Raw genomic sequence first — 23408 nt, forward strand, 5'->3', positions numbered from 1 at the left:
TACCGTGCCCTGCCACGATAGCACGAACCGGAATGGCCGCAGAACCCACTACTCGTCATCCTCCTGCAAATACCGCTGCACATCCGACTTCCGTCGCATCTGACCGATCAACCGCTCGTTGAACGCGGTGGCCGTATCGTACCCGCGATAGTAGCGCAGGAGATGATTCATGGCGATCACTTCGGCGATCACGGTGATGTTCTTTCCGGGATTGAGATGCACGGTGATCTTGGGGATCTCCACGCCGAGGATGTCGATGGTCTGCACGTCGAGCCCGGTGCGATCGACCTGCGCATCGGCATCCCACTCTTCGAGGACCACCACCACTTCCAGGCGTTTCTGCTGCCGTACGGCATGGATGCCGAAGATGGCGGGGATATCGAGCAAGCCGACCCCGCGGATCTCCATGAAATGTCGCTGGAGCTCGTGCCCCTTGCCGATGAGCACATCGTTGCCGCGGCGAGAGACGAAGACGAGATCGTCGGCCACGAGGCGATGCCCGCGCTCGACGAGATCGAGCACGCATTCTGATTTGCCAATGCCGCTCTTGCCCGTGAAGAACAGCCCCACCCCGTACACGTCAGCGAGCGAGCCGTGCATGGTGGTGGTAGGGGCAAACTGATCGGCGAGGAATGGCTTGATGAGACGATATAGCTCGGCCGTCTTGAGCCGCGAGCGCAAAATGGTCACGCCGGCTGCTTCGGCGAGACGCATGAGCGGCTCAGGGGGCTCGAGCGCCTTCGTGACGAAGGCGCAGGGGATGGGAAAGCCGAAAAACTGCTCGAGGTTGGCCGTGCGTGTGGCGGCATCGAGCGACTGCAGATAGGTGATCTCGGTTTCGCCGAGCACTTGGATGCGCTGGTACGGAAACCGGTTGATGTAGCCGGCAAGGACGAGCCCCGGGCTGGACGCCTCGGGGCTCGTGATCTCACGTTCGAGACCTGTGGCCGGCCCGAGCAGCTCCAGCTCGAGCACGTCTTTCATGCGCTCGTAGAGCGTGCCCACGGTCAGGCGTCTGGTCACCCGGTCCGGCCTCCATTCCGCGGCATGCGACGCGAGCGGCGCACCCGCGCCACCTGGCTTTCGAGGCGTTGGACGGCGGTGCTGAGCGCGGGCGCGAAGGCGGACGCATCGGCTTCGGCGAAGAGCTCACGGTGTCGGGATCCGCGCAAGACGATTTCGACGCGACGAGTCGGCCCGTCGCCCACGAATCGAACGAGGGCATGCGCGGCGCGATGCAGGCGCGCGGCAATACGGCGGATGGCCAACTCGGCCTGGGCGCGGAGCGACTCGGGGACGTCCGCATGGTGCGCGTGCAGGATGATATCCATTAGCGACCTTCCTCCCTTCCCACGACCTCGCGGAGGTGGGCTTCTGTCTCCTTCGCGGCGTTCGCCCAGGTGAACCCCTCGGCGAAGCGTCGTGCCTGAGCCCCCAGGTGTTCGACGAGCGTCCGCTCGCCGCTGAGGCGCGTCATGCAGGCAGCCATGGCAGCCACGTCGCCGTGGGGCACGAGAAATCCAGTGTCGCCGTGCCGCACGGACTCGCGAATTCCCGGGGAGTTCGACGCAATCACCGGCGTTCCGCTCGCTGCCGCCTCCAGATTGGTAATGCCCCACCCCTCCTTGGGTGATGCGAACACCGTCGCCCACGCTCGTCGCAGCAGGGCGCACTTTTCCGTCTCGTCGATACGACCAAGGAACCGTACCCGGGACGCCACCCCGAGGGTTCCCGCCATCCGCTCGAGATCGCCACGAAACTCACCGGCCCCGGCGATCTCGAGTGTCGCCTCCGGTACCGGACACGCCGCAAAGGCCCGAAGCACAAGATCGACGCCCTTATACTTCTTCAGCCGACCCAGATATGCAAATACGGGTCGATCCGCTCGCAGGGAGGGATCGGGCGTGTAGTGCATGCTGTCGATTCCCGGGAAGATGACCCGGATGAGATCGGCGGCCACCCCGCGCCGCACCAGATCGTCCTTGGTGCTTTCGCTGATCGCTTCAAAGGCGTGCCCCCGGTAGCACCACGGCAGCGGCTTCTCGGACAGCCAGACGGCGGTGGCCAGCGGAGCGGCGAGCTCCTGGAAGGCCGTGCCACCGAACAGATGCGGGACGAGCCCCACCAGCTTCGGGGTACGCCAGGTGGGGGTGTAGAGGGGCACCTTGTTGATGTCTTCGACGAGGACGTCGAAGCCGCGCGGCACCAGCTGCCGATGCCAATAGCGGCGGGCGAGGAAGGGGAAACTCTGTCGCGTGCCCACCCGATGGACCTCGATGCCGTCGAGCGTGGCACGCGGCGGGCAGCCGGGCCACCCGCCGCACAAGAGGACGACCTCGTGGCCGGCCGCCGCGAGGCGCCCGAAGATCTCGTGGAGGTGAATCTCCGCACCGCCCGCCAACGGATTGTCTCGGCACTGCCAGTTGACGACGGCAATGCGCAGCCGCTCGCCCCCCGCCGTCACAGCTTGCCGAGCTTGCGGGCGTACGCGTCGAGCACTCCGTTCACGAAGCGCGCGCTGCGCTCGGTGCCGTACCGTTCGGCGAGGTGCACGGCTTCCTGCAGGACCACCTTCACCGGCGTTTCGTCCCGCGCGAGTTCGGCGGCGGCGAGGCGCAGCACACTGCGTTCGATAGCGCCGAGACGTTCGAGCCGCCAGTTATTGGTCACCTCGGCGAGCGCGGCATCGAGGTCGGCCCCACGATCAGCGACGGTGGCCACGAGGCGTGCGGCGAAGGCACGCTCCTCGGGATCGATGGCAAGATCGTCGAACACGGTGGTGGCGATGCGACGCAGCTGCGCCTGATCGCGCAGATCGGCGGCATAGAGTGCCTGCAGGGCGCGGGCGCGCCCGCGCGTTTCCACGCGCTCGGTCTTGGTGGGCTTGCTGCGCTGGCGGCGCCCCTGCTTGGGGAGCAGCGGCTCCTGCGATGGGCCGTCCCAGAAGGCTTCGTCGTGAAGGGTGGCCATCACGCGTCCTCCTCGCTGCCATCGTCGGCAAAGGCGCGATCGAAGAGGTCAAGCATTTCAAGCGCCGCGAGCGCTGCGTCGGCGCCCTTGTTGCCGTGCGCTCCACCGGCGCGCGCTTCGGCCTGTTCCATGGTATCGGTGGTGAGCAGCCCCATGGTCACGGGCACTTCGAAGTCGCGTGACGCCTCCATGATGCCGCGGGAGGCCTCACCGGCCACGAAGTCGAAATGCGGCGTGTCACCACGCACCACCGCCCCCACGACCACAACGGCATCGTAGCGACCGGTCGCGAGGGCACGACGGACCGCCACCGGCAACTCCCACGCGCCGGGCACCCAGAGCACGTCCACGTCATCGAAGGCCACGCCCCGGCCCACGAGCGCGCTCACGGCGCCCTCGGCGAGTGGCACCGTGATGCCCTCGTTGAAGCGGCTGGCGACGACGACGATGCGGCGCCCTTCCCCGCGCGGATCTCCATTGAATTCGGCCACGGGAATCTCAGACGGCGAAAAGGTGTCCAAGCTTGGTGCGCTTGGTTTCAAGATAGGAAGCGTTCTCACTGGTCGACGGCGCCTCAATGCGCACGCGATCCTTGAGCACGAGACCGTAGCCGTCGAGCCCCACGAGCTTGCGCGGGTTATTGGTCAGGACACGGATCGAGCGCACTCCCAGATCCAGCAGGATCTGGGCACCGATTCCGTAATTGCGGAGGTCTGGCTTGAAGCCGAGACGCTCATTGGCCTCGACGGTGTCGGCGCCGGTGTCCTGCAGTTCGTACGCTTTCAGCTTGTTGAGCAAGCCGATGCCGCGCCCTTCCTGGTCGAGGTAGACGATCACCCCCTTCCCCTCGGCCTGGATCATCTGCATCGCCTTCTCGAGCTGCCACCCGCAGTCGCAACGGTGCGAGTGAAAGACATCGCCGGTGAGGCATTTACTGTGCATGCGCACGAGCACGTCCTCACCGTCCTGGACATCGCCATAGACCACGGCAATGTGCTCGCGGCTGTCCACCTCGTTGCGATAGCCGACGATGCGCCACTCCCCGAAGGCGGTGGGGAGGCGTGCGTCGGCGACGCGATGCACCAGGCGTTCGTTCTGGAGGCGATACGCCACCAGCTGCGCAATCGTGATGAACGTGAGCCCGTGCTGTTTGCTGAACACTTCGAGCTGTGGGCGACGTGCGGTGGTGCCGTCCTTGTTGAGGATCTCGCAAATCACGCCCGCCGGACGCAAGCCGGCGAGACGCGCGATGTCCACCGCGGCCTCGGTGTGCCCCACACGCTGCAGCACGCCGCCGTCACGCGCCCGCAACGGGTGGATGTGACCAGGCACGCGCAGGTCGGCGCGCGTGGCGCTGGGATCAACGGCCACGCGGATGGTGGTGGCTCTATCGCTGGCACTGATGCCCGTGCTCACCCCGAACTTGGCCGCGGCATCGATACTGACGGTGAAGGCCGTGGACATCGCCTCGGTGTTGTGATCGACCTGCATCTCGAGCCCGAGGCGGTTGGCCCACTCGTTGGTCATCGAGAGGCAAATCATCCCCTTGGCTTCGAGCATGAAGTTCACCATCTCGGGGGTCACGAGCTCCGCCGCGCAGACGAGGTCACCCTCGTTCTCCCGGTCTTCGTCGTCGGCCACCACGATGAACTTGCCGGCACGGATATCGGCGAGGGCCTGTTCGACGGTGCCGAACACCGGCTCCGCCGCTGCGTGTTGCTCCTGCTCCTGCTCTGTCATGCCCTCACCTCCATGACGGCCGCCACCTCGGAGCGCGCGCCGTGCGCGCGCTGATAGGGGGTCAGCAGTCGTTCGATGTGCTTCGCAAGCACGTCGGCTTCCACATGGACGGAATGCCCGGCCTCGAGCAGGCCGAGCGTCGTATGCTGCTTGGTGTATTCGATGATCGATAGCTGCACGCCGATGTCGAGCACGGCGTTGACGGTCAGGCTTACGCCGTTCACCGCCACGGAGCCCTTATCGACCATCAGCGGCCGCAGCGCTTCGGGGATTTCGAGATCGATGAGCCATGCATCGCCGACCTGCGCGGTGCGACGCACCAGGCCCAGGCCGTCCACGTGGCCCAATACCAGATGGCCCCCGAGGCGGTCCCCCAGCTTCATGGCACGCTCGAGGTTCACGCGCTCCCCGGCGCTCCAGTCTCCGACGGTGGTGCGGCCGATGGTGGTCACGACGGCCGCCACGGTGAACCAGCCGAGACCACTTCCGGTCACGCCGTGCTCGCGCACGGTCAGACAGGCGCCATTCACGGCGATGCTTTCACCGTCGGTGAGATCGGTGTAGCGGCAGGTCACGCGCAATTCGCGGCCGGCCGGCGTATCGGCGACGTGCTCAATGAGCCCCACGTCGTCCACAAGCCCCGTGAACATCCTGTCCTCAGTCTCCGGAAACAGCGTAGCGGGTCATCAGATCGACGCCGTATCCACGACGCTCGAGCACCTGCAGGCGGGGCGCCGGATCGACGTCACGCCCGTTCAGTGCGGCAAACGCCGGAACGGCGCCTGCCCCCAGAATGACCGGAGCCTGAAAGATAATCAGGTGGTGCACGAGGTTGGCCTGGATCAGGGCGGACGCCAGTTCGGCGCCGCCTTCGACGAACAGATGGCGCACGCCGACCGCGGCCAGCGCGTCCAGCCCGGCCGGCAGGCTGTCCGCCCGCAGCAGCTGCACGCCCTGGGCCTCGAGCGCGTCGAGGCGCTCAAGCGAGGCGTGGGGCCCATGGAGCACGATAACGGGGGTCTCACGAGCCGTCCGGGCCAACACGCCGGTGAGCGGCAGCCTCGCTCGCCGATCGAAGACCACCCGCCGTGGGGCGACCGTCGGGGCCTCAGCGAGACGCACGGTGAGCGCGGGATCGTCGGCGAGGGCGGTACCGATCCCCACCCCCACGGCGTCAGCGCCGGCGCGCAAGGCGTGCACCGCCGCCTGACTCTCCGCCCCCGTGAGCCAGGCGCGCTTGCGCGCGGGGCCGGCGATGGCCCCATCGATCGAAACGGCCAGCTTGAGCGTGACAAAGGGAGGCTGACGCCCGTGCGCCGCGTGGAAGAACGGTGCGTTCCTCCAGATGGCCTCGGCCTCGCAGATCCCCCCATCGACAGCGAGCCCCGCGGCACGGAGCCGTTCGGCGCCGCCGGCGGCCGTCGGGTTAGGGTCGCGCGCTGCGAAGACCACGCGTGACACCCCCGCTGCGAGCAGCGCCTCCGTACAAGGGCCAGTCTGACCGTGATGATTGCACGGCTCGAGGCTCACGTAGGCCGTGGCGCCCCGCGCCGCCTCGCCGGCCGCGGCCAGGGCGTTGACTTCGGCATGCGCGCGACCGAACCGCTGGTGCCATCCTTCCCCTACGATCGTGCCCTCGCGCACGATCACCGCCCCAACCTTGGGATTGGGCCATACCTGACCCGCCCCGCGCTCGGCGAGATCGAGGGCGCGACGCATGAAGCGCACGTCGTCGGAGCAGCCCTCCGACCCGTGCGCTTCCGTATGCGACATCAGCGGCGGCTCAGAAACGGACAGTGAGACCGACCGAGCCATAGCGATAGCCTTCGTTGGCCTGACGGTCCCCGAAGCGATTGATCGTATGCAGACGCTCGCCGTTGTCCGACCAGCCGTATTCGGCGATGAGCCGCGTGACGATCAGGTTGAGCGAGGCATTCACGAACGCCGTGTTGCGGACGACCGTGGTGCGCAGGTCGGGGAGCGACGCCCCATACCGCTGGGTGGCTGCGAGGAGGTTCTCATTGACCGTCGCCCCGAGCGACGAGCTCCCCTCGATCTGATCGCGCCCCACGCCGGCAGCGATGCCGAAGATCAGGAACCGCTTCGCGGCAGTGAGCCGGAGCGCGTTCGAGGTCAGCGCGAAGTTGTCAACGCGCAGGGTGTCGTTGCTGGAACCGTAGCCGAAGTTCATGGTGGGGAGCTTACGGCGCATGACGCTCAGGCTTACCCCGGGCACGAGCGACGACTCCTGCAATGCCCCCACGCGGAGGCCGTACGAAAACGCCCAGTTCGCCCCGGTGGGCGTGAGCGAAAAATCGCCGTCCTCGATGGTGGGCAGATACGACGCTCCGAGCAGCACGTCCACCCCTCCGGCATTGGTGAGACCGAGGGGGATACCCTTGAACAGCCCGACTGCGGCATCGAGGGTTGGCATCGGCACCGGCACCCGCTTGGCACCGAAGTCGGAGGCCGCGGCCGGACCGGTCACCCGAATGGGCACATCGTTGGCCGGCACCCGACCGTCGACCGCCGTCGCCCGGAGCTGCAGCATGCGCTTGCCCCAGCCCCCGAGCGTGCCGCCCTCGCCAAGGACAGGGTTGCCGCCGGAGAGCGCCACCCCCACCTGCGGTACCAGAAAGGAGAACAGATCGCGTCCCTTCTGACAGACGTCGGCGCCGGACGCACCTGGGACCGCCGGCGAGACGGTGCAGCTGCCGGACGACGTCTGCGCCGCGGCGGGCGCCGCCGACGCGAGCACCAGCGCGCAGGCAGCGATGACGAACGACACGCAGCGAGAGGTCATGCGATCCTCATGCAGTGGGGACTGGAGCGATCTCAGGTGACCGTACCGTCGAGACGCACCCGACCGGTCCCTGCCACCACCGTACCCAGCTCCCACGCAGGAATTCCGCACGCGGCCGCGCGCGAGGTGATCTGCGACACGTTGGCTGGTGCGGCGATCACCACCATGCCTACGCCCATGTTGAATGCGCGGAACATCTCGAGGCTCGCCACCTGCCCCGCCTCGGCCAGCACGCGGAACTCCGACGGGACCGTCCAGGTGCCGGTGTCCACGCTGGCATCGAGGGTGGGCGGCAGCGCGCGGTTCAAGTTGCCCGGCAGGCCGCCGCCCGTGATGTGCGCCATCGCATTGATGGAGCCGAGTACCGGCTTGAGGCACTGCAGGTACGAGCGGTGCACCTTCAGCATGACGTCAGCGACGGTAGCGCCGTTCGCATCGGGGAACGGATCGTGCACGCCAAGCTGGAGTCGGTCGCTGATGATACGGCGTGCGAGCGAGTAGCCATTGGTGTGGAGGCCGTTGCCACCGAGCGCCACGAGGGTATCGCCCTCGTGCACGCCTGCGCTGCCGAGCACCGCGTCTTCTTCCACAATGCCGGTGATGAAGCCCGCGAGGTCGTAGTCGGGCGGCGTGTACACACCGGGCATCTCGGCGGTTTCACCACCGATCAGTGCACATTCGTTCTCGCGGCAGCCGGCGGCCACGCCGGCCACCACACCTTCCACCACGGGCGGCTCGAGCTTGCCGAAGGCGACGTAGTCGAGGAAGTAGAGCGGGATTGCGCCCTGAACGAGAATGTCGTTGGTGCAGTGATTTACCAGGCAATGCCCGATCGTATCGTGGCGCCCGGCCTCGATCGCGATCTTGATCTTGGTGCCCACCCCGTCGGCGCTGGCCACCAGCAGCGGAGAGCGGTATCCCTCAGGAACACGGAACATGCCGCCGAAGCCACCGAACGCGCCGCGCGCGCCCGACGTCATGGTGCTCTGCACGAGCTTCGCGAGGCGATGCTTCGCGTCGTCTGCCGCGTCGATATCGACGCCGGCCGAGCGGTAATCGAGCGGGGTCTGGCTCATGCGCCGAGCTCCGTGTCGAAGGCCACCAGCTGCCGGAATGCCTGAACGCGCGCATCAATGTCGCGCCGCGTGATCTCGAGCAGACGTGTGTTGGAGAACTTCTCCACGGCAAACGAGCCCATGGCGGACCCCACGACCACCGCGCGCCGCATGTTGGCCTCGCTGAGATCACCGGTTGCGGCGAGATAGCCGATGAAGCCCCCGGCAAACGAGTCGCCCGCGCCGGTGGGATCGAATACGCTTTCCAACGGGTAGGCGGGCGCAAAGAAGATGCTGTCACGCGTGAACATGAAGGCGCCGTGCTCGCCCTTCTTGATCAGCACGTGCTTGGGCCCCTTGTCCATGATCCAGCGCGCGGCCTGCACGAGGTTGTTGTGCTCGGTCAGCTGGCGCGCTTCGGCGTCGTTGAGCGTGATGAGATCCACATGCCCGAGCAGCTCGACCAACTCCGGACGACGCGACTCGATCCAGAAGTTCATGGTGTCGCACGCCACGAGGCGCGGCGTCTCGACCTGTTCGAGCACCTGCAACTGCAGGCGCGGATCGATGTTCGCGAGGAACACGAAGGGGGAGCGCTTGAACTGCTCAGGGATCTTGGGGCGGAAGTGCGAGAATACCCCGAGATGTGTCTCGAGCGTTTCCGCTGAATTGAGATCGTGGCGGTAGCGGCCGCGCCACCGGAAGCTCGTGCCCTCGGCCGTCTCGAGACCAGCCAGATCCACCCCACGCTCGGCAAGCGGCGCAAGCTTCTCGACGGGGTAATCGTCCCCCACCACGCCGACGAGCTGCACGGGGGTGAAGTGCGACGCGCTCGAGGAGAAGAAGGTGCCGGAGCCCCCCAGCACCTCATCGGCCTTGCCGAACGGCGTCTCGACAGAGTCGAGGGCCACCGAGCCGACGACGAGGACCGGGCTCTTAATGAGCGGATCGGCAGAACTCACATGCGCTCCGGCGCAGACAGTCCGAGAATGCGCAGACCGGCGGCGATGCCGAGCTGCGTAGCGCGTGCCAATACGAGGCGCGCGCGTGTGATGTCCTCAGGCTCGCCGAGGACATGATGCTTGTGATACCAGGTGTGCGCGGCACGAGCCGTCTCGAGGAGCCAGCCCGCAATGCGGTGCGGCTCGAGATTGTCCGCTGCCCCCTTCACCATCGCCGGAAAGTCGAGCAACTGCTTCACGAGCTCCTGCTCAGCCGGCGCCACCAGCACGCCGAGGTCGGCGCCTTCGCCGGTGACGGTGCCGGCGTCGATTTCGCCCACGCGGAAGATGCCGCACATGCGTGCATGCGCCATCTGGATGTAATAGACCGGATTCTCCTCCGACTGGCTGCGCGCGAGGTCCACGTCGAAGACGAGTTGGGAGTCGCCCTTGCGCATCAGGAAGAAGTAGCGGACGGCATCGCGCCCCACTTCGTCGATGAGATCCCGCACCGTGACGTAGGAGCCGGCGCGCTTGGAAATCTTCACTTCTTCCCCGCCCTTCATGACGGTCACCATCTGGTGCAGTACGTAGTCGGGGTAGCCCGTGGGGATGCCGATCCCGAGCGCCTGCAGACCAGCACGCACGCGCGTGGTGGTGCTGTGATGGTCCGCACCCTGCACGTTGATGGCCCGGCGATAGCCGCGCTCCCACTTGGTTACGTGGTACGCCACATCGGGCACGAAGTAGGTGTAATCGCCGCCCTTCGCCGCGCTTTTTTTCATCACGCGGTCCTTGTCGTCGCCGAAGTCGGTGGTGCGCAGGAAGAGCGCCCCCTCCTCCTCGTATGTGTAGCCCGACTGCCGCAACGCGTCGACGGTCTTCTCTACGCGCCCATCGGCATAGAGCGAGCTTTCGAGGTAGTAGGTGTCGAACTTGACGCCGAAAGCCTGCAGGTCGAGATCCTGTTCGTGCCGCAACGCGGCCACGGCGAAGGCTCGCATGGCGTCGAGGTCATTTCCCTCGCGGTCCTCGGGGTGCTGCTGCACATAGCGTTCGGCGATCTCTCCGATGTACGCCCCGTGATAGCCGCCCTCGGGGATCTGTAGCGGTTGCCCCGCGAGTTCACGGACACGCGCCTGGGTGCTCTTCGCGAGATTGGCGATCTGCGCACCGGCATCGTTGTAGTAGAACTCGCGGTCGACGTCGAAACCGGTCCACTCGAGGAGCGTGCTGATGGCATCGCCCAGTGCCGCCTGCCGCCCGTGACCCACGTGCAGCGGCCCGGTGGGGTTGGCGGACACGAATTCCACGCACACGCGTTCACCGTGCCCGAGTGCCACGCGTCCCCACTGGTCGGGCGCGCGCAGGATCTGAAGCAGCCCGCGCGCCTGGAAGCCGGGATCGAGGCGGATGTTCACGAAGCCGGGCCCCGCGATTTCCGCGGAGACGATGCCCACGCGGGGCATGTCGAGTGCGGCGATCAGCGCTTCGGCGATGTCGCGCGGCTTCTTGCCGAGCGCCTTCGCAAGCGTCATGGCGAGGTTGGTGGCCCAATCACCGAACGACGGATCACGCGGGCGCTCGAGAATGGGGGTCACGTCGTCGGGCGCACCGAGCGTGCGCGCCGCGCGCGCCAGTTCAGCGCGCAGGGCGTCGGCCTGAGTCACGGAGTGGTCAGCAAGAGAAGAGACGGCTCACTGCCGCCCTGTACGAGACGGTGCACGAGACGGTGCACGACGGCTGTGGTCACTCGGCCTTGGGCGTCGAAGACGACGCCGGCTTCGAGTCGCTACTGGAACCGCCGGAAGTACTGGTGCTACTGGAACTGCTGGGACTGGCGGAACTCGGCGATGGCGCGCGTTGGTCCTTCTTGCCGTCCTTGCCGTAGTCAGTGATGTAGAACCCGGAGCCCTTGAACAGCAGGCCGGCACCACCCGAGATGATGCGCGTGGCCACGCTGCCGTCGGGCAATTCGACGGAGTCAGGGACTTCGCTGATCTTGAAGATCCGCTCGATGATGGAGCCGTCGGGCGTGCGAAATTCGTAAGTTGGCATGGCTACGAAAGTTGGCTGGGGTCGAACAGCCTCGAAACGTAGCCATGTCCGGGAGCGGGTTCAACGGCTGCCGGTCGCCGTCGTTCAGGAGACCACCAGCGTGGGGGCGCCAGGGGAGTACGAGACGGTGAGGCGCGTGAGATCGTTGGTGCGCTGTGGCGAGTTTGGCAGGTTGTTGCCGGCATTGTTGAAGAGCGCCCCGTGGTTGGGACACCGGAAGCTCACCCCGTTGACCACGTTGATGGTGGTACCGGCGTGAGGGCACACCATGGAGAACGCGGAGAAGCTCGTGGCGCTGGTGCGCACGACGGCCACGGGCCCACCGTTGACGTTCCCCACGCTGCCCGCCACCCCACCCACGGTGGCGAGCGCCGGCCACGCGGCGATGTTCACCACCAGTCCCGCCGGTGACACCGTGTACGAAACGCTCACCGTACGTGAGGGCACGCCGGTGGCGGACACGGTGACGGTTGCGCTGTAGGTGCCTGCCGCGAGCGTGCCCACCGTGGGCCGGAGGGTGAGCGCGGTGGGCGCGGTTGTCGCGTTGAGGGTGGCACTCAGCCACCCGGTGGCCCCGGCACCATAGGCCACCTGGACCGCCAAACCACTGAGGGTACCGCCACCGGCGTTGGTGCACTGTACCGCCTGGGCGGACGGCGTGGCTCCGGTTACCGCACTGAAGGCGATCACGCTGCTGGAGAGGAGGAGCGACGGCGGACTGACGGGATCCTGCACCGCGAAGCCCACCGCCAGCGTCTGGGCCCCGTTACTCGCGCCGGGGGCGCTGATGGTGACGGTGGCGTTGTAGGCCCCTGCCGCGAGTGTCCCCTTCTGCACCCCCACCGTCAGAACGGCCGGCGTCGCGGCCTGATCGAGCTGCACGGTGAGCCATCCCGTGCGCTGATTGGACGCGTAGGCGAGGCTCACTTGGAGACCGCCGAGTGTGCCGCCGCCGGCGTTGCTGACGGCCACCGTCTGGGCCGCCGGGTTGGCGCCGGTCGTCGTGGTGACAAACGTCACGGACGAGACCGCGAGCGCCAGCGCCGGTGGGAGGGGCGCGCCGCCGATCGTGAGCGTGCCGTCGGGATTCACGCGCACGCCGACCGGCGCGAGATCGGCGGTGGGCTGCCCAGAGAGCCACGTGCCGTCGGCGGCGAAGCGCGCGCCGTGATTGGGACAGAGAAACCCTCCGCCGTCCACGTTCACGATCGTGCCGCGGTGCGGACAGGCCAGTGCCAGCGCCCGGTACTGGGACGGTCCCGTTCGCTCCACCAGCACGGGCGTCATAGTCCCTTGCTGGACCACCGTGCGCCCACCAACCGACTGCAGCGCAGTCACCGTGCGCGGATCGAACGAAAACGGCGTTCCCGGGAAGGTCGGGATGCTCTCCGGACCACTGAAGACGCCATCGCCGCACCCGGCCGTGGCCAGTGCCCCGAGCGATAGCACGGAGGCCGAGGTGAGGAACTGGCGCCGATCGACACGGGCGCAGGAGTCACAGGGAGACGGCGTAGGGGCTGGCGTATCCGGCGACATGGCGAGCGGCGAAGGAGGGATGGCACCGGCACCGTGCCGAGCCTTCTGAATGCTAGCACCAAAACCGGCGATCCGGAGTGGCGGCGCCGCGGTGGTGGCACCGGAGTGGCGGCTGGGCGCCCAGCGTCGCAGCTTCGACGGATGCGCCCCCCTTCCCGTTTCCGCCGGTGCCTGCGCGCCGTGCGCACGATCCGCTTCATTCGGTGCGTGGCCGCCTTCGTGCCGTCCTTCGCGCTGTCCTCGTTGCCGGCGCAGGCGCCGGCGGTGCCTTCGCCTGGGGCGTCGCCGCCCGCGCTCATTGGGCCGGGCGTATCGGCCGACCTTGCGGCGCAGCGCCGGGGACAGCTCCGCGACGTGCACTATGCGCTGTCCCTGACAGTGGGGAGCGGCGATACGGCGAGCGGACGCGTGACCGTGGGGTTTACGACGCGGCGCGGCGGTGACGTGATTCTCGACTTCCGTGGGCTCGCCGTCTCCGGGGGCGCGATCAACGGGAGCGAGTGGCGTGATGCGGCGGCCTCCTGGAATCGCCACCATGTGGTCATCCCCGCCGCGCGGCTCCGTCCGGGGCGCAACAGCGTGATGCTCACCTTTGCTACGCCCGTGGCGTCGGCTGGTGCGGCCATCATCCGCACGCGCGATGCCGCCGACGGCAGCACGTACCTGTACACGTTGCTCGTCCCCTCCGACGCGAACCTGCTGTTCCCCTCCTTCGACCAGCCGGATCTCAAGGCGCGCGTCACCCTCACCCTCACCACGCCCCGGTCGTGGCGCGCCCTCGCCAACGGCGCACTCCAGCGCGTGGACACGGGTAGCACGGGCCACACGCATCACTTTGCCAGCACCAAGCCCCTGAGCACGTATCTGATCGCCTTTGCGGCGGGGCCTTGGTCGGTGCATACGCGACCAGAGGCGATGCGGGAGGGGGGACCGAAGGTCCCGATGTCCTTGTACGTACGCGCGTCGCGTGCACGGGAGGCGGAGCACGACACCCTCGTGGCAATGAACGCGCGCGCGCTACGGTGGCTCGGGCAGTACTTCGGCGTGCCCTACGGGTTCGACAAGTACGACGCGCTGCTGGCACCGGCCTTCCCGTTCGGCGGCATGGAACATCCCGGGGCCGTGTTCTACAACGAAGAGAGCTTCATCTATCGTGAGCGCCCCACCACCTCCCAGTTACTGGGGCGTCAGGCCACCACCTTCCACGAGGTGGCGCACCAGTGGTTCGGCGACTACGTGACGATGCGCTGGTTCGACGACCTGTGGCTCAAGGAGGGCTTCGCCACCTTCATGGCGGCGCGCATGCAGGCCGACCTCGAGCCCGCCTCGAACGCTTGGAAGACCTTTTATTTGCGCAACAAGCCGGTGGCGTACGGCACCGATGCGACCGCCGGCACCACCCCGGTGTGGCAGGCACTCGCCAATCTCGATCAGGCGAAGAGCAATTACGGCCCGATCGTGTACAACAAGGCGCCGTCGGTGCTCAAGCAGCTCGAGTATCTGGTGGGCCCGGCCGCCTTCCAACGCGGCGTGCAGCAGTTCCTGCGGCAGCATGCCTACGGCAACGCCACCTGGCAGGCGCTGTTGGCCAGCATTGGGGCCGCCAGCGGGCGTGATCTCTCCGCGTGGGGGCGCCAGTGGATGCTGCGCCCGGGGATGCCGGTGGTTCGCCAGGAGCTGACCGTCGCCAACGGGCGCATCACCCGTCTCGCGCTGGTGCAGCGCCCCGCGCAACCCGCGCTGTCCGGCGCGGGCGCGTGGCCGCTCAAGGTGCAGGTGCGTTTGCACTACACCGGCAAGGCCCCGGTACGCGTGCCCGTGGAGCTCACGGGCGATACCACGATCGTGCGTGCGGCGATCGGGCAGCCGGCGCCGGATTTCGTCTACGCCAACGAGGGAGACTACGGCTACGCCATCGTGCTGCCCGACAGCGCGAGTGTACGCTGGCTCGAACAGCACGTGGCATCGGTCCGCGATGACTTCCTGCGCGCCATGCTCTGGGGAGCGCTCTGGGACCTCGTACGTGAAGCGCAGCTCTCGCCGGCACGCTACGCGCGCATGGTGCTGCGGGCACTCCCGGCCGAACGCGACGAGCAGCTGTCGGGGACGCTGGTGGGGCGGTTGGGCACGAGCGTGACGCGGTATGCCCCCGAGGTGGTGCGTGAGGCCTTGCTGCCCGAGGTGGAACGCCTGCTGCTGCTGGGCGCCGCCGACACCACGCGGAGCTACGGCATCCGGAAGAATCATCTCGACGCCTACGTTTCACTGGCGCAGCGGAGCCCGGCCCTCGCGCAGCTCAGGGCGTGGCTCGCCGCCGACAGTGCCGCCGGGCTTCCACTGCGCGCGCCCTCGCGCTGGGCCATCGTGACGCGCCTCGTTTCGCGCGGCGCCACCGATGCCGACTCGCTCATCGCCGCGCAGCAGGCGCGCGACGCCACCAGTGAAGGCGCGCGGCTGGCGTTCGTGGCGGGGGCCGCCAAGCCAGACAGCGCAATGAAGTCGGGGCTGTTCGACCGCTGGTTCCGCGAGGCCACGCTCAATGAGGAGTGGGTGACTTCGAGCCTGCGCGCCTTCCACGAGCCCGAGCAGCAGCCGCTCACGCGACGCTTCCTGCGCGCCGCGCTCGACACGCTCCCGTGGATTCAGCAGAACCGCCGCATCTTCTTCCTCGGCAGTTGGCTGGGAGCCACGCTCGGTGGCCAGACGGAGCGGGCGGCACTCGCCATCGTGGACGACTGGCTCGTAGAACGGCCCACGCTGGCCGCGGATCTCCGGCAGAAGGTGCTGCAGGCGCGCGACGACCTCGAGCGCACGGTGCGCATCCGCGAACGCTTCGCGCCGGACGCGGAGGAGACGGCGGCGGATGCCGTGGTGGATCGCTGGCTCACCGGTCTCCATGCCAAGGACACGCTGCTCCTGCGGGAGACGCTCGTGCCGACCGGCTGGACGATGCTGCGGGTGGGCGTGGGAAACGGCGCCGTGCCATTGCCACGCCCGTCGAATGACAGCGCGCTGTTCGCCGGGCTTGCCACCCGGACCGGCCGCAGCGAGCTGGCGGCACGCACGCGCGTCATGCACGGTGCGCTGGCCCACGTCTGGGCGCCGTACCGGTGGGTGGGCGACGACGACCGCGTGCAGGGCTGCGGCGCCGATCTCTTCACGTTGGTGAAGACCCGCGGCAGCTGGCGGTTGGCGGGGCTGTCGTCCACGGCGCCCGCGGCGACGTGCAGGACGGACTTCGACCGGGCGCGCCCGGAGGTGCCGCTGACGGTATCGGACCGTGCCGCGGTCGTGGGTGTAGCGGAGGCGCTCTTGCGGGCACTGTCGACACGGGACACGGCGGCACTTCGCCCGCTGGTGCATCCCGATATCACGCTGCGGTCGATCGGCGATCCGGCGGGTCCCCGCACGAGTGTGAGCACCCAGGATGCGGCCGCTTTCTTCCGCACGCTTCCAGTGGGGCGGGAGCGCCTGCTCGAGCGGCTGTGGGCCCCCACCGCGTATGCGTTCGGCCCGATCGTGGAGGTCCACGCGCCATACGACTTTTTCATCGATGGCCGGTTCTCGCACTGCGGCACCGACGTCTTCACGCTGGTGAAGCCCGGCGACCGGTGGCTGGTCAGCCAGATCGCCTACACGGTGCAGCGGACGGGGTGCCCTCCGAGCCCGCTGGGCCCACCGCGCTGAGCATCGGCGCTTTCCAGTAACCAGCATGAAACGGCACCTGCAGGATCGTGGACAAACCGGTACATTGGGCCAGTTCCCTCCCCGGTAATTGTGGTATGTGTCGCGCCGTAAGACCGCACTCCGATGCCGGCGGGGGACGTTAGGATCGCTGCCGAGCGGCAGCTCCCCGATTCCCTCCATCGGAGACCTCATGGGTAGGTTCTACAAGTACATGGCCGTGCTCGCGGCCGCCGCGCTGTTGCCCCTCCGTGCCGATGCGCAGACGCGCGACGTCACGGGCAAGGTGACAATGGCCGGTACCGGAGCACCGCTTGCGGACATCACGGTCGGCATTCTCGGCCAGCAGGTCGGTGTGCGCACCAACGAGCGCGGTGAGTACCGGATTCGTGTGCCGCAGGGTGAGGTGAGCCTGCTGGCCCGCGGTCTTGGCTACAAGCGCGTGACGGTCCGGCTCGCGTCGTCGGAAAACACGGCGAACTTCTCGCTCGAGAAGGACGTGCTGCAGCTCGAAGGCGTGACGGTGACCGGTGCGGCGACGACCACCGACCGCCGCGTGGCCGCCACGGCCGTGGCGTCGGTGAACACCGCCGAACTCAATCGCGTCCCGGCCCGCTCGCTGGAAGGCAATCTTGCCGGCAAGGTGGCCGGTGCCCGCATGTTCGAAAACAGCGGCGCGCCTGGTGGTGGTGCGCAGATCCAGATCCGCGGCGCCACGTCGGTCCTCGGCTCGGGTGATCCGCTCTACGTGGTGGATGGTGTGATCATCTCGAACGCGAGCATCTCGTCGGGATCGAGCTCCGTTACCCGCGCGTCGGGGTCGACGGGATCGAGTCAGGACCAGGTGGTGAACCGCCTGGCCGACCTCAACCCCAACGACATCGAGAACATCGAAGTCCTCAAGTCGGCCGCCGCGAGCGCCATCTACGGGTCGCGCGCCACCAATGGCGTGGTTGTGATCACGACCAAGCGCGGCAAGCAGGGACGGGCGACCTGGAACGTGACCCAGCGTGTGGGCACGCAGCAGGTGCAGCGCCTGCTCGGTCACCGCGCGTTTGAGAGTTACGCCGAAGTGAAGCCCTACGTGGGCGGTGCCTACGGTGACTCGATCGCCCGCGCCGCGTGCGGGAGCGGTCCCTGCCCCGCCTTCGACTGGCAGCAGGATCTCTACGGGCGCACGTCGCCGTCCTGGGAAACGCTGCTGTCGTCGGCCGGCGGCATGAACAACACGCGCTACTTCGTGTCGCTCAACGACCGTCAGGAGTCGGGCATCGCGCTCAACACGGGCGCCCGCCGTACCGGTGGTCGCATCAACATCGACCAGACGATCGGCAGCAAGTGGACGATCAGCGGCGGCCTTGACGTGACGCGCAACCGGTTCCAGCGCGGCTACGGCAACAACGACAACTCCGGCCTCAGCCCGATCTACGCCTTCGGCTACAATCCGGCGATCATTGACCTCACCGAGAGGGACGCCACCGGACGCTACGTGCGCATGCCCTTCAAGGGCTCGAGCGCGACCGCGCCCGGGTTCAACTACTCGAACCCGATGGAGACGTTCACGGGGACCGAGAACATCGAGAGCGTGTGGCGTCAGGCGGGCAACGTGCGCACGACGTACACGGCCCTGTCGACCGCGAAGAACTCGGTGCAGTTCTCGTACCTCGCCGGCGTGGACCGCTTCCAGCAGGAAGGCTGGCAGTACGCGCCGAACTTCATGCAGTTCGAACCGGCAGACGGATTCCTCGGCACGTCGAATCAGGTGAACGCGTCGAGCTTCCAGATGAACCAGAACGTGAACGCGGTGTGGACGTACTCCCCGGGTAACCGGTGGATCACGTCATTGACCACCTCGGTCGGTGGGTCGTACGAAACGCAGGCGCTCAACCAGTACAGCCTGCGCGGCCGCGGCCTCCTGCCCACTCGTAAGCTGGCGTTCGGTGCCCAGGACCTCGCGGTCACGCAGGGGCAGACCGAATTCCGTGACCAGTCGTACTACGTGAACGAGCAAGCGCTGCTGCTCGAGGAAAAGCTGGCCATCAACGCCGGCTTCCGCGCCGACCGTTCGAGCGCGAACGGCGACCGCGACATGTTCTACGCCTTCCCGAAGTTCTCGGGCTCGTACCGCTTCGTGAAGCCGGTCTTCGACCAGATCGACGAGATCAAGATCCGCGGCGCATGGGGCCAGTCCGGTAACCGGCCGCGTTGGGCAGACCGCGACATCCTGTACGCCGACGGCGGCCTGATTGGCGGCGCCGGCTCGCTGGTCTCCGCGAGCTTGCTCGGCAACACCGCCATCAAGCCGGAAGTGATGAACGAGCTTGAGTTCGGTGCCGACGCCACGTTCCTCGGCGGTCGCCTGAACCTCGAATTCACGCGCTACCAGCGGCAGATCAAGGAACTGTTGCTCACCTTCCCGCTGCCCCCCTCGTCGGGTCTCGGCAGCCAGATCATCAACGGCGGGCAGCTCTCGGTGCTCGGCACCGAAGGCGTGATCTCGGCGGTGCCTCTGCGTCGTGGCAGCTTCGAGTGGACCGCGCGCCTGATCTACAACACCAACGCGCAGTTCACCGACAACATCCCGGTGCCGGCCTTCAACACGCCCAATTCGTTCGGCGCGTCGTACGGCCGCAATCGCATTGCGCCCAACACGCGCACCTCGATGATCTGGGGCAATGCCCCGCTGGGGCTGAACGGCGCGGTGCGCGACACGATCCTGTTCGACTCGAACCCGGTGCACACCACCACGCTCAACAATGAGTTCTCGTGGAAGCGGTGGTCGGTGTCGGTGTTGGCCGACTGGCGCAACGGCGGCTACGTGGCGAACATGACGAACAACCTCTGGGACGAAGGCGGCCAGTCGCGCGACTTCGTGGCGAACGGCAAGACGCGCTTCGAGACCTTCAGCAAGGGTGACATCCGCCCCTACATCCAGAAGGGGTCGTACGTGAAGCTGCGCGAAGTGACGCTGAACTATCAGGCGTCGGACGCGCTGGCCAAGAAGATCCCGGGTGCGAGCTCGCTCCGCTTCAATCTGAGCGGCCGTAACCTTGCAATCTTCTCCGATTACTGGGGCTTCGATCCGGAGTTCAACAACTTCGGCAACTCGAACTTCAACCGCTTCATCGACCTCGCGCCGTTCCCGCCGAGCCGTCAGTTCTTCTTCAGCGTCGACGTGGGGTTCTAAGCCATGACGACCACTACTTCGCACCCCCATCGTTTCGTGCCGACCTCCCTGCTCTCCCCGCGCACGGCGGGGCTGGTGCTCTCGATCTCGGCGCTCGCGGCCTGCAGCAGCGACCGGCTCGAGATCACGAATCCCAACACGCCCACCGTGGCCGCCGCCTCGGCTGATGCCCAGGCGCTGCAGCTACAGGCCACAGGCCTGCTGCGCCAGCTCCGTAATGGCCGCGGTGGCTTCATCACCTCCACGGGGCGCTTCGGACGTGAAGCCTACGTGTACACGCCGCAGGAAGGGCGCAACACGTCGGCCTATCTGATCGGCATCGCCGGCCAGAACCGTCTCGATCCCGCCGGCTTCGCCGTCGAGAACTGGAGCACCCAGTACGGCAACCTGCGCGACATTTTCAACTTCAAGACCGCCGTCGCGGGCAATGCCACGTTCACGGCCGAACAGAAGCAGGCCGGCCTTGGCTTCGCCAAGACGCTCGAAGCACTCGAGCTGCTGTATGTCATCTCCACGCGCGATACGATTGGCGCGGTGGTGGAGATCAAGGCCAATGCGTCGGATCTGGCGCCGTTCGTGTCGCGTGACTCGGTGTACAAGTACATCATCGCCACGCTGAACGACGGTGCGACGAACCTGGCGGCTGGCGGCTCGGCGTTCCCGTTCACGATGCACAGCGGGTTCGCCGGGTTCAACACGCCGTCCACGTTCCGGCAGTTCAATCGCGCGATCGCCGCGCGTGCGAACGCCTACTACGCCACGGCTGGCGGCGGGGCCACGGCGTGGCAGAACGCGCTCACGGCGCTTACGGCGTCGTTCCTCAACGCGAATGCCGTGTCGCGGGCCGATCTCGATCGTGGTCCGAGCCACCCGTACTCGGCCGCGACCGGTGACGCCAATAACCCGCTGAACGCTGCGACGAACACCGACCTGTATGCGCACATGAGCATTCAGGCCGATGCCCAGCTCAAGGCGAATGGCTCGCGTGACGATCGGTTCACGGCGAAGGTCGCCACGCGCACCTCGCGTGACGCGCCGGGCGGACTCGGTATTTCGTCGTCACTCGGCTACGGCATTTACCCGGCGGTGACCAGCTCGATCCCGATCATCCGTAACGAGGAGCTGATGCTGCTCCGCGCGGAGGCCCTGCTGGCCACGGGTGACAAGGCCGGCGCCATCGCGGCCGTCAACCAGGTGCGCCAGAACTCCGGTGGGCTGGCCGCCACGGAGCTCACGACTGCCTCGCCCGACGCGGCGATCCTCACGGAGATCCTCTACAACAAGCGGTACTCGCTGCTGTTGGAAGGGCACCGCTGGATCGACATGCGCCGCTACGGCCGTCTGGCTGATCTTCCGCGCGACATCACGACGGGGGCCAACGCCCACTTCGTGGCCCGCGTGCAGCCGATCCCGCAGGGCGAGTGCCTGGTTCGCGCTGGCAAGACGGGTGGGCTTGCCGGCCCGGGTTGCTGAGCCGGAGCCGCGCACTATGAAGAACGCCCCGTCTGCTCGATGCAGACGGGGCGTTCTTCATTTCGGGACGCACCGGTCGTGACGCGACGTCACGTCGCGACCGTTATTCGATCGCTTCAATTCCCGTCGCGGGTCCAGACAGCGACGACTCCGCATCGCCGGTCCGGCCCGCCGAACTGCGGCGGAATGGAGGCAGCTCCACTGTATACCTCGATGCCGGCGATCTGCTTGGGCGGCGGCAGCAGTTCGAGGTTGAAAAAGCGCGGGAGGACGATGCCGTCGAGGAAGACCTGCATCGGGCAGGCGCCCGCGCCTTCACCGAGCACACTGCCGGCCTCACGGCGAGAGAGGGCCACCATGCCGCCGAACATTTGGTCGGTGATGCGCGACACCTCGATGGTGCGCATGTTCCGCAGGAAATCGTAGACCTGCAGCGAACCGCGCCGCTCGATCTCCTCGCGGGTGACGAACTGCCCAGCGCCTTGGGCTCGACGCTGCTCAAACTCGACCATACGCAGTGACACGCGGCGCTCGAACGTCTTGACCGTATCGAGCATCGCCGACGAGCGCGTGAGGGTGTATGCGAGGCGCAGCGTATCCGCAGCCGGGACCTCGATGATCCCCGAGGCTGGCGCAAATCCGATACGGCGCACCACCAGCAGGTACTGCCCCGGCGGTACCTGCAGCATGCGGAAGCGACCGTTCTCACCCGTGACCACGCGCGCCGTGGTGCCGACCACCGCCACCTCCGCGGAGGTCAACGGCTGATCCAGCGTGTCCGTCACCACGCCGTCGATGACGCCGAAGCGGTCAGCGTTGATGACGGCGTCGCGCCGAGTGGCGTCCTGCTTCGCGCGATCGAGAACGGAGGTCTTGACCTGGGCCCGTACGGCGGAGGGCACGACCAGCGCCGAGGCGGCCGCCACAAGCAGCAGCCGGTGGAGCGGCAAACGAGAAAAGATCGGGATATGGAGCATACTGCAAGTTACCCCGGACACCGCCCGGAGGGACGGTCTGTCCGTGGCCGGGTACGGTGCTTACCGCTGCTGCAGATCCCCGCAGGCGACGATGACACCCATTGCGGCGGCCGCGTCGTGCACATTCACGTAGTATGTGGCCGTATCGGCGAGGAGCACCGGGACCGTGGCCTTGGCGCTCCCGCGTCCCTGCGCGTCGATGACCATGGGGGTATACGGCCGAGCGCCCCCTACGACGCCTCCGCTCTTGGCGCAGCTCCCCGTGTGTACGTGCCACGGACGTGTGGCCCCAGGCGTGTCGCCCTCGATGCTTACGGTGACCAGGGTGGCCATCCCGTCGGCCGAGGTGACGGCCGTGGCGCTGCCGGCAACCTTGCGGCCGTCCTTCCCCTGGAGCTTCGCGACGAGATCGGCGCGGGCGCCCCAGGTGGCAGCGGTATTGAGCAGCACCGTAACCGCCGTGCAGGCGGCGAGGCATGTGGCGGAACGCAGAACACGCATGGCAGGCATGGCAACAGGCGGGTTGGGGAAGGACACTATGGCTTACGCTGCGTCCAGTGCGGCTGAGCCGCCTTGGGCGGTACTGCGCGCGGCGTGGGCGGCGGCAATGGCCTCCCACGCCCAGTGTAGTTGGACGAGCGCGCGTCGAGCATGAAGATCAGCGCCACCGCAAACAGTGCCGCGGCAAAGGCCAGCGTGAGCAGGCGCGTACGGAACTGCCGATCGTCGATGAACAGCGAACCGACCAGCATGGGCATCACCACCAAGAACAACCGGATCATGCGGCGGTCGAAATCGCTGGGGACAATCTTGGTACCCCGCGGGGCCAGTTTGAGGCGATACTCGACTTCGGCCGCCACCGAGGACACGGCGTCTTCCACCCGACGGAACCAGGTGAGTGGATTGTAGGGTGAGCTACGGCGGCGCATGGACGTCATAGCCGATCAACCCACCCGCGGGAGGAAAGGATCCCACCGTGCCACG

General features: G+C 67.3%; 20 protein-coding genes. 3 read left to right on the forward strand and 17 right to left on the reverse strand.

Annotation, left to right across the window (positions count from 1 at the left end):
• Positions 1 to 48: 48 nt before the first annotated feature.
• The 14 genes from hprK to ACIQ51_RS10595 all read right to left on the reverse strand — a co-directional run bounded on the left by hprK (position 49) and on the right by ACIQ51_RS10595 (position 13016).
• Positions 49 to 1023 carry an HPr(Ser) kinase/phosphatase gene (gene hprK / locus ACIQ51_RS10530; protein ID WP_396204996.1) on the reverse strand — a complete coding sequence of 325 codons (975 nt, stop codon included), beginning with the start codon at positions 1021 to 1023 and terminating at the stop codon, positions 49 to 51.
• The gene (locus ACIQ51_RS10535; RefSeq protein WP_396204997.1) at positions 1020 to 1331 is read right to left on the reverse strand and encodes an HPF/RaiA family ribosome-associated protein; all 312 of its coding nucleotides are present in this window, start codon (positions 1329 to 1331) and stop codon (positions 1020 to 1022) included. Before ACIQ51_RS10535 ends, hprK begins: the two co-directional genes overlap by 4 nt.
• Complete coding sequence (locus tag ACIQ51_RS10540) at positions 1331 to 2464, reverse strand: glycosyltransferase family 4 protein (RefSeq protein ID WP_396204998.1); 1134 nt, start codon at positions 2462 to 2464, stop codon at positions 1331 to 1333. The genes ACIQ51_RS10535 and ACIQ51_RS10540 overlap by 1 nt, the downstream gene beginning before the upstream one ends.
• A complete protein-coding gene (nusB, locus tag ACIQ51_RS10545; RefSeq protein ID WP_396204999.1) occupies positions 2461 to 2970 on the reverse strand; it encodes a transcription antitermination factor NusB in 510 nt (169 codons plus the stop codon). Before nusB ends, ACIQ51_RS10540 begins: the two co-directional genes overlap by 4 nt.
• A complete protein-coding gene (ribH, locus tag ACIQ51_RS10550) occupies positions 2970 to 3461 on the reverse strand; it encodes a 6,7-dimethyl-8-ribityllumazine synthase (protein WP_396205000.1) in 492 nt (163 codons plus the stop codon). Before ribH ends, nusB begins: the two co-directional genes overlap by 1 nt.
• A 7-nt stretch (positions 3462 to 3468) precedes the next feature.
• Positions 3469 to 4710 (reverse strand): bifunctional 3,4-dihydroxy-2-butanone-4-phosphate synthase/GTP cyclohydrolase II, encoded by a 1242-nt coding sequence (locus ACIQ51_RS10555; RefSeq protein WP_396205001.1) that lies wholly within the window; start codon positions 4708 to 4710, stop codon positions 3469 to 3471.
• Entirely contained in the window at positions 4707 to 5360 is a 654-nt protein-coding gene (locus ACIQ51_RS10560) for a riboflavin synthase (RefSeq protein WP_396205002.1), read from the reverse strand. Before ACIQ51_RS10560 ends, ACIQ51_RS10555 begins: the two co-directional genes overlap by 4 nt.
• A gap of 7 nt (positions 5361 to 5367) precedes the next feature.
• On the reverse strand, positions 5368 to 6483 hold the full coding sequence (ribD, locus tag ACIQ51_RS10565; protein ID WP_396205003.1) for a bifunctional diaminohydroxyphosphoribosylaminopyrimidine deaminase/5-amino-6-(5-phosphoribosylamino)uracil reductase RibD: 1116 nt from the start codon (positions 6481 to 6483) through the stop codon (positions 5368 to 5370).
• Between the two features lie 10 nt (positions 6484 to 6493).
• Positions 6494 to 7513, reverse strand: coding sequence for a hypothetical protein (locus ACIQ51_RS10570; protein WP_396205004.1), 1020 nt, complete (start codon positions 7511 to 7513; stop codon positions 6494 to 6496).
• 32 nt (positions 7514 to 7545) lie between these two features.
• Positions 7546 to 8589, reverse strand: coding sequence for a phosphoribosylformylglycinamidine cyclo-ligase (purM, locus tag ACIQ51_RS10575; RefSeq protein ID WP_396205005.1), 1044 nt, complete (start codon positions 8587 to 8589; stop codon positions 7546 to 7548).
• Entirely contained in the window at positions 8586 to 9530 is a 945-nt protein-coding gene (locus ACIQ51_RS10580) for a PfkB family carbohydrate kinase (RefSeq protein WP_396205006.1), read from the reverse strand. Before ACIQ51_RS10580 ends, purM begins: the two co-directional genes overlap by 4 nt.
• Positions 9527 to 11179 (reverse strand): arginine--tRNA ligase, encoded by a 1653-nt coding sequence (gene argS / locus ACIQ51_RS10585; RefSeq protein WP_396205007.1) that lies wholly within the window; start codon positions 11177 to 11179, stop codon positions 9527 to 9529. Before argS ends, ACIQ51_RS10580 begins: the two co-directional genes overlap by 4 nt.
• A gap of 79 nt (positions 11180 to 11258) precedes the next feature.
• Positions 11259 to 11567, reverse strand: a complete 309-nt coding sequence (locus ACIQ51_RS10590) for a zinc ribbon domain-containing protein (protein WP_396205008.1) — start codon at positions 11565 to 11567, stop codon at positions 11259 to 11261.
• A gap of 84 nt (positions 11568 to 11651) precedes the next feature.
• On the reverse strand, positions 11652 to 13016 hold the full coding sequence (locus ACIQ51_RS10595) for a Rieske 2Fe-2S domain-containing protein (RefSeq protein WP_396205009.1): 1365 nt from the start codon (positions 13014 to 13016) through the stop codon (positions 11652 to 11654).
• Positions 13017 to 13244: 228 nt separating this feature from the next.
• Between ACIQ51_RS10595 and ACIQ51_RS10600 the strand changes: the two genes are divergently transcribed.
• The 3 genes from ACIQ51_RS10600 to ACIQ51_RS10610 all read left to right on the forward strand — a co-directional run bounded on the left by ACIQ51_RS10600 (position 13245) and on the right by ACIQ51_RS10610 (position 21447).
• Positions 13245 to 16790: a M1 family aminopeptidase gene (locus tag ACIQ51_RS10600; RefSeq protein ID WP_396205010.1), complete on the forward strand. Its 3546-nt coding sequence runs from the start codon at positions 13245 to 13247 to the stop codon at positions 16788 to 16790.
• Positions 16791 to 16980: 190 nt separating this feature from the next.
• Positions 16981 to 19974, forward strand: coding sequence for a SusC/RagA family TonB-linked outer membrane protein (locus tag ACIQ51_RS10605; protein WP_396205011.1), 2994 nt, complete (start codon positions 16981 to 16983; stop codon positions 19972 to 19974).
• A gap of 3 nt (positions 19975 to 19977) precedes the next feature.
• Positions 19978 to 21447, forward strand: coding sequence for a RagB/SusD family nutrient uptake outer membrane protein (locus tag ACIQ51_RS10610; protein ID WP_396205012.1), 1470 nt, complete (start codon positions 19978 to 19980; stop codon positions 21445 to 21447).
• A 116-nt stretch (positions 21448 to 21563) separates the two neighbouring features.
• On the opposite strand, the gene ACIQ51_RS10615 is transcribed toward ACIQ51_RS10610, so the two are convergent.
• The 3 genes from ACIQ51_RS10615 to ACIQ51_RS10625 are packed head-to-tail and all read right to left on the reverse strand — an operon-like array spanning position 21564 to position 23353.
• Positions 21564 to 22424 carry a carboxypeptidase regulatory-like domain-containing protein gene (locus ACIQ51_RS10615; RefSeq protein WP_396205013.1) on the reverse strand — a complete coding sequence of 287 codons (861 nt, stop codon included), beginning with the start codon at positions 22422 to 22424 and terminating at the stop codon, positions 21564 to 21566.
• 60 nt (positions 22425 to 22484) lie between these two features.
• The gene (locus ACIQ51_RS10620; RefSeq protein WP_396205014.1) at positions 22485 to 22934 is read right to left on the reverse strand and encodes a CHRD domain-containing protein; all 450 of its coding nucleotides are present in this window, start codon (positions 22932 to 22934) and stop codon (positions 22485 to 22487) included.
• A 26-nt stretch (positions 22935 to 22960) separates the two neighbouring features.
• Positions 22961 to 23353, reverse strand: a complete 393-nt coding sequence (locus ACIQ51_RS10625) for a hypothetical protein (RefSeq protein ID WP_396205015.1) — start codon at positions 23351 to 23353, stop codon at positions 22961 to 22963.
• Positions 23354 to 23408: the final 55 nt, after the last annotated feature.

Origin of the sequence: Gemmatimonas sp. (genome assembly GCF_044344655.1) — a bacterium.
Classification (GTDB): domain Bacteria; phylum Gemmatimonadota; class Gemmatimonadetes; order Gemmatimonadales; family Gemmatimonadaceae; genus Gemmatimonas.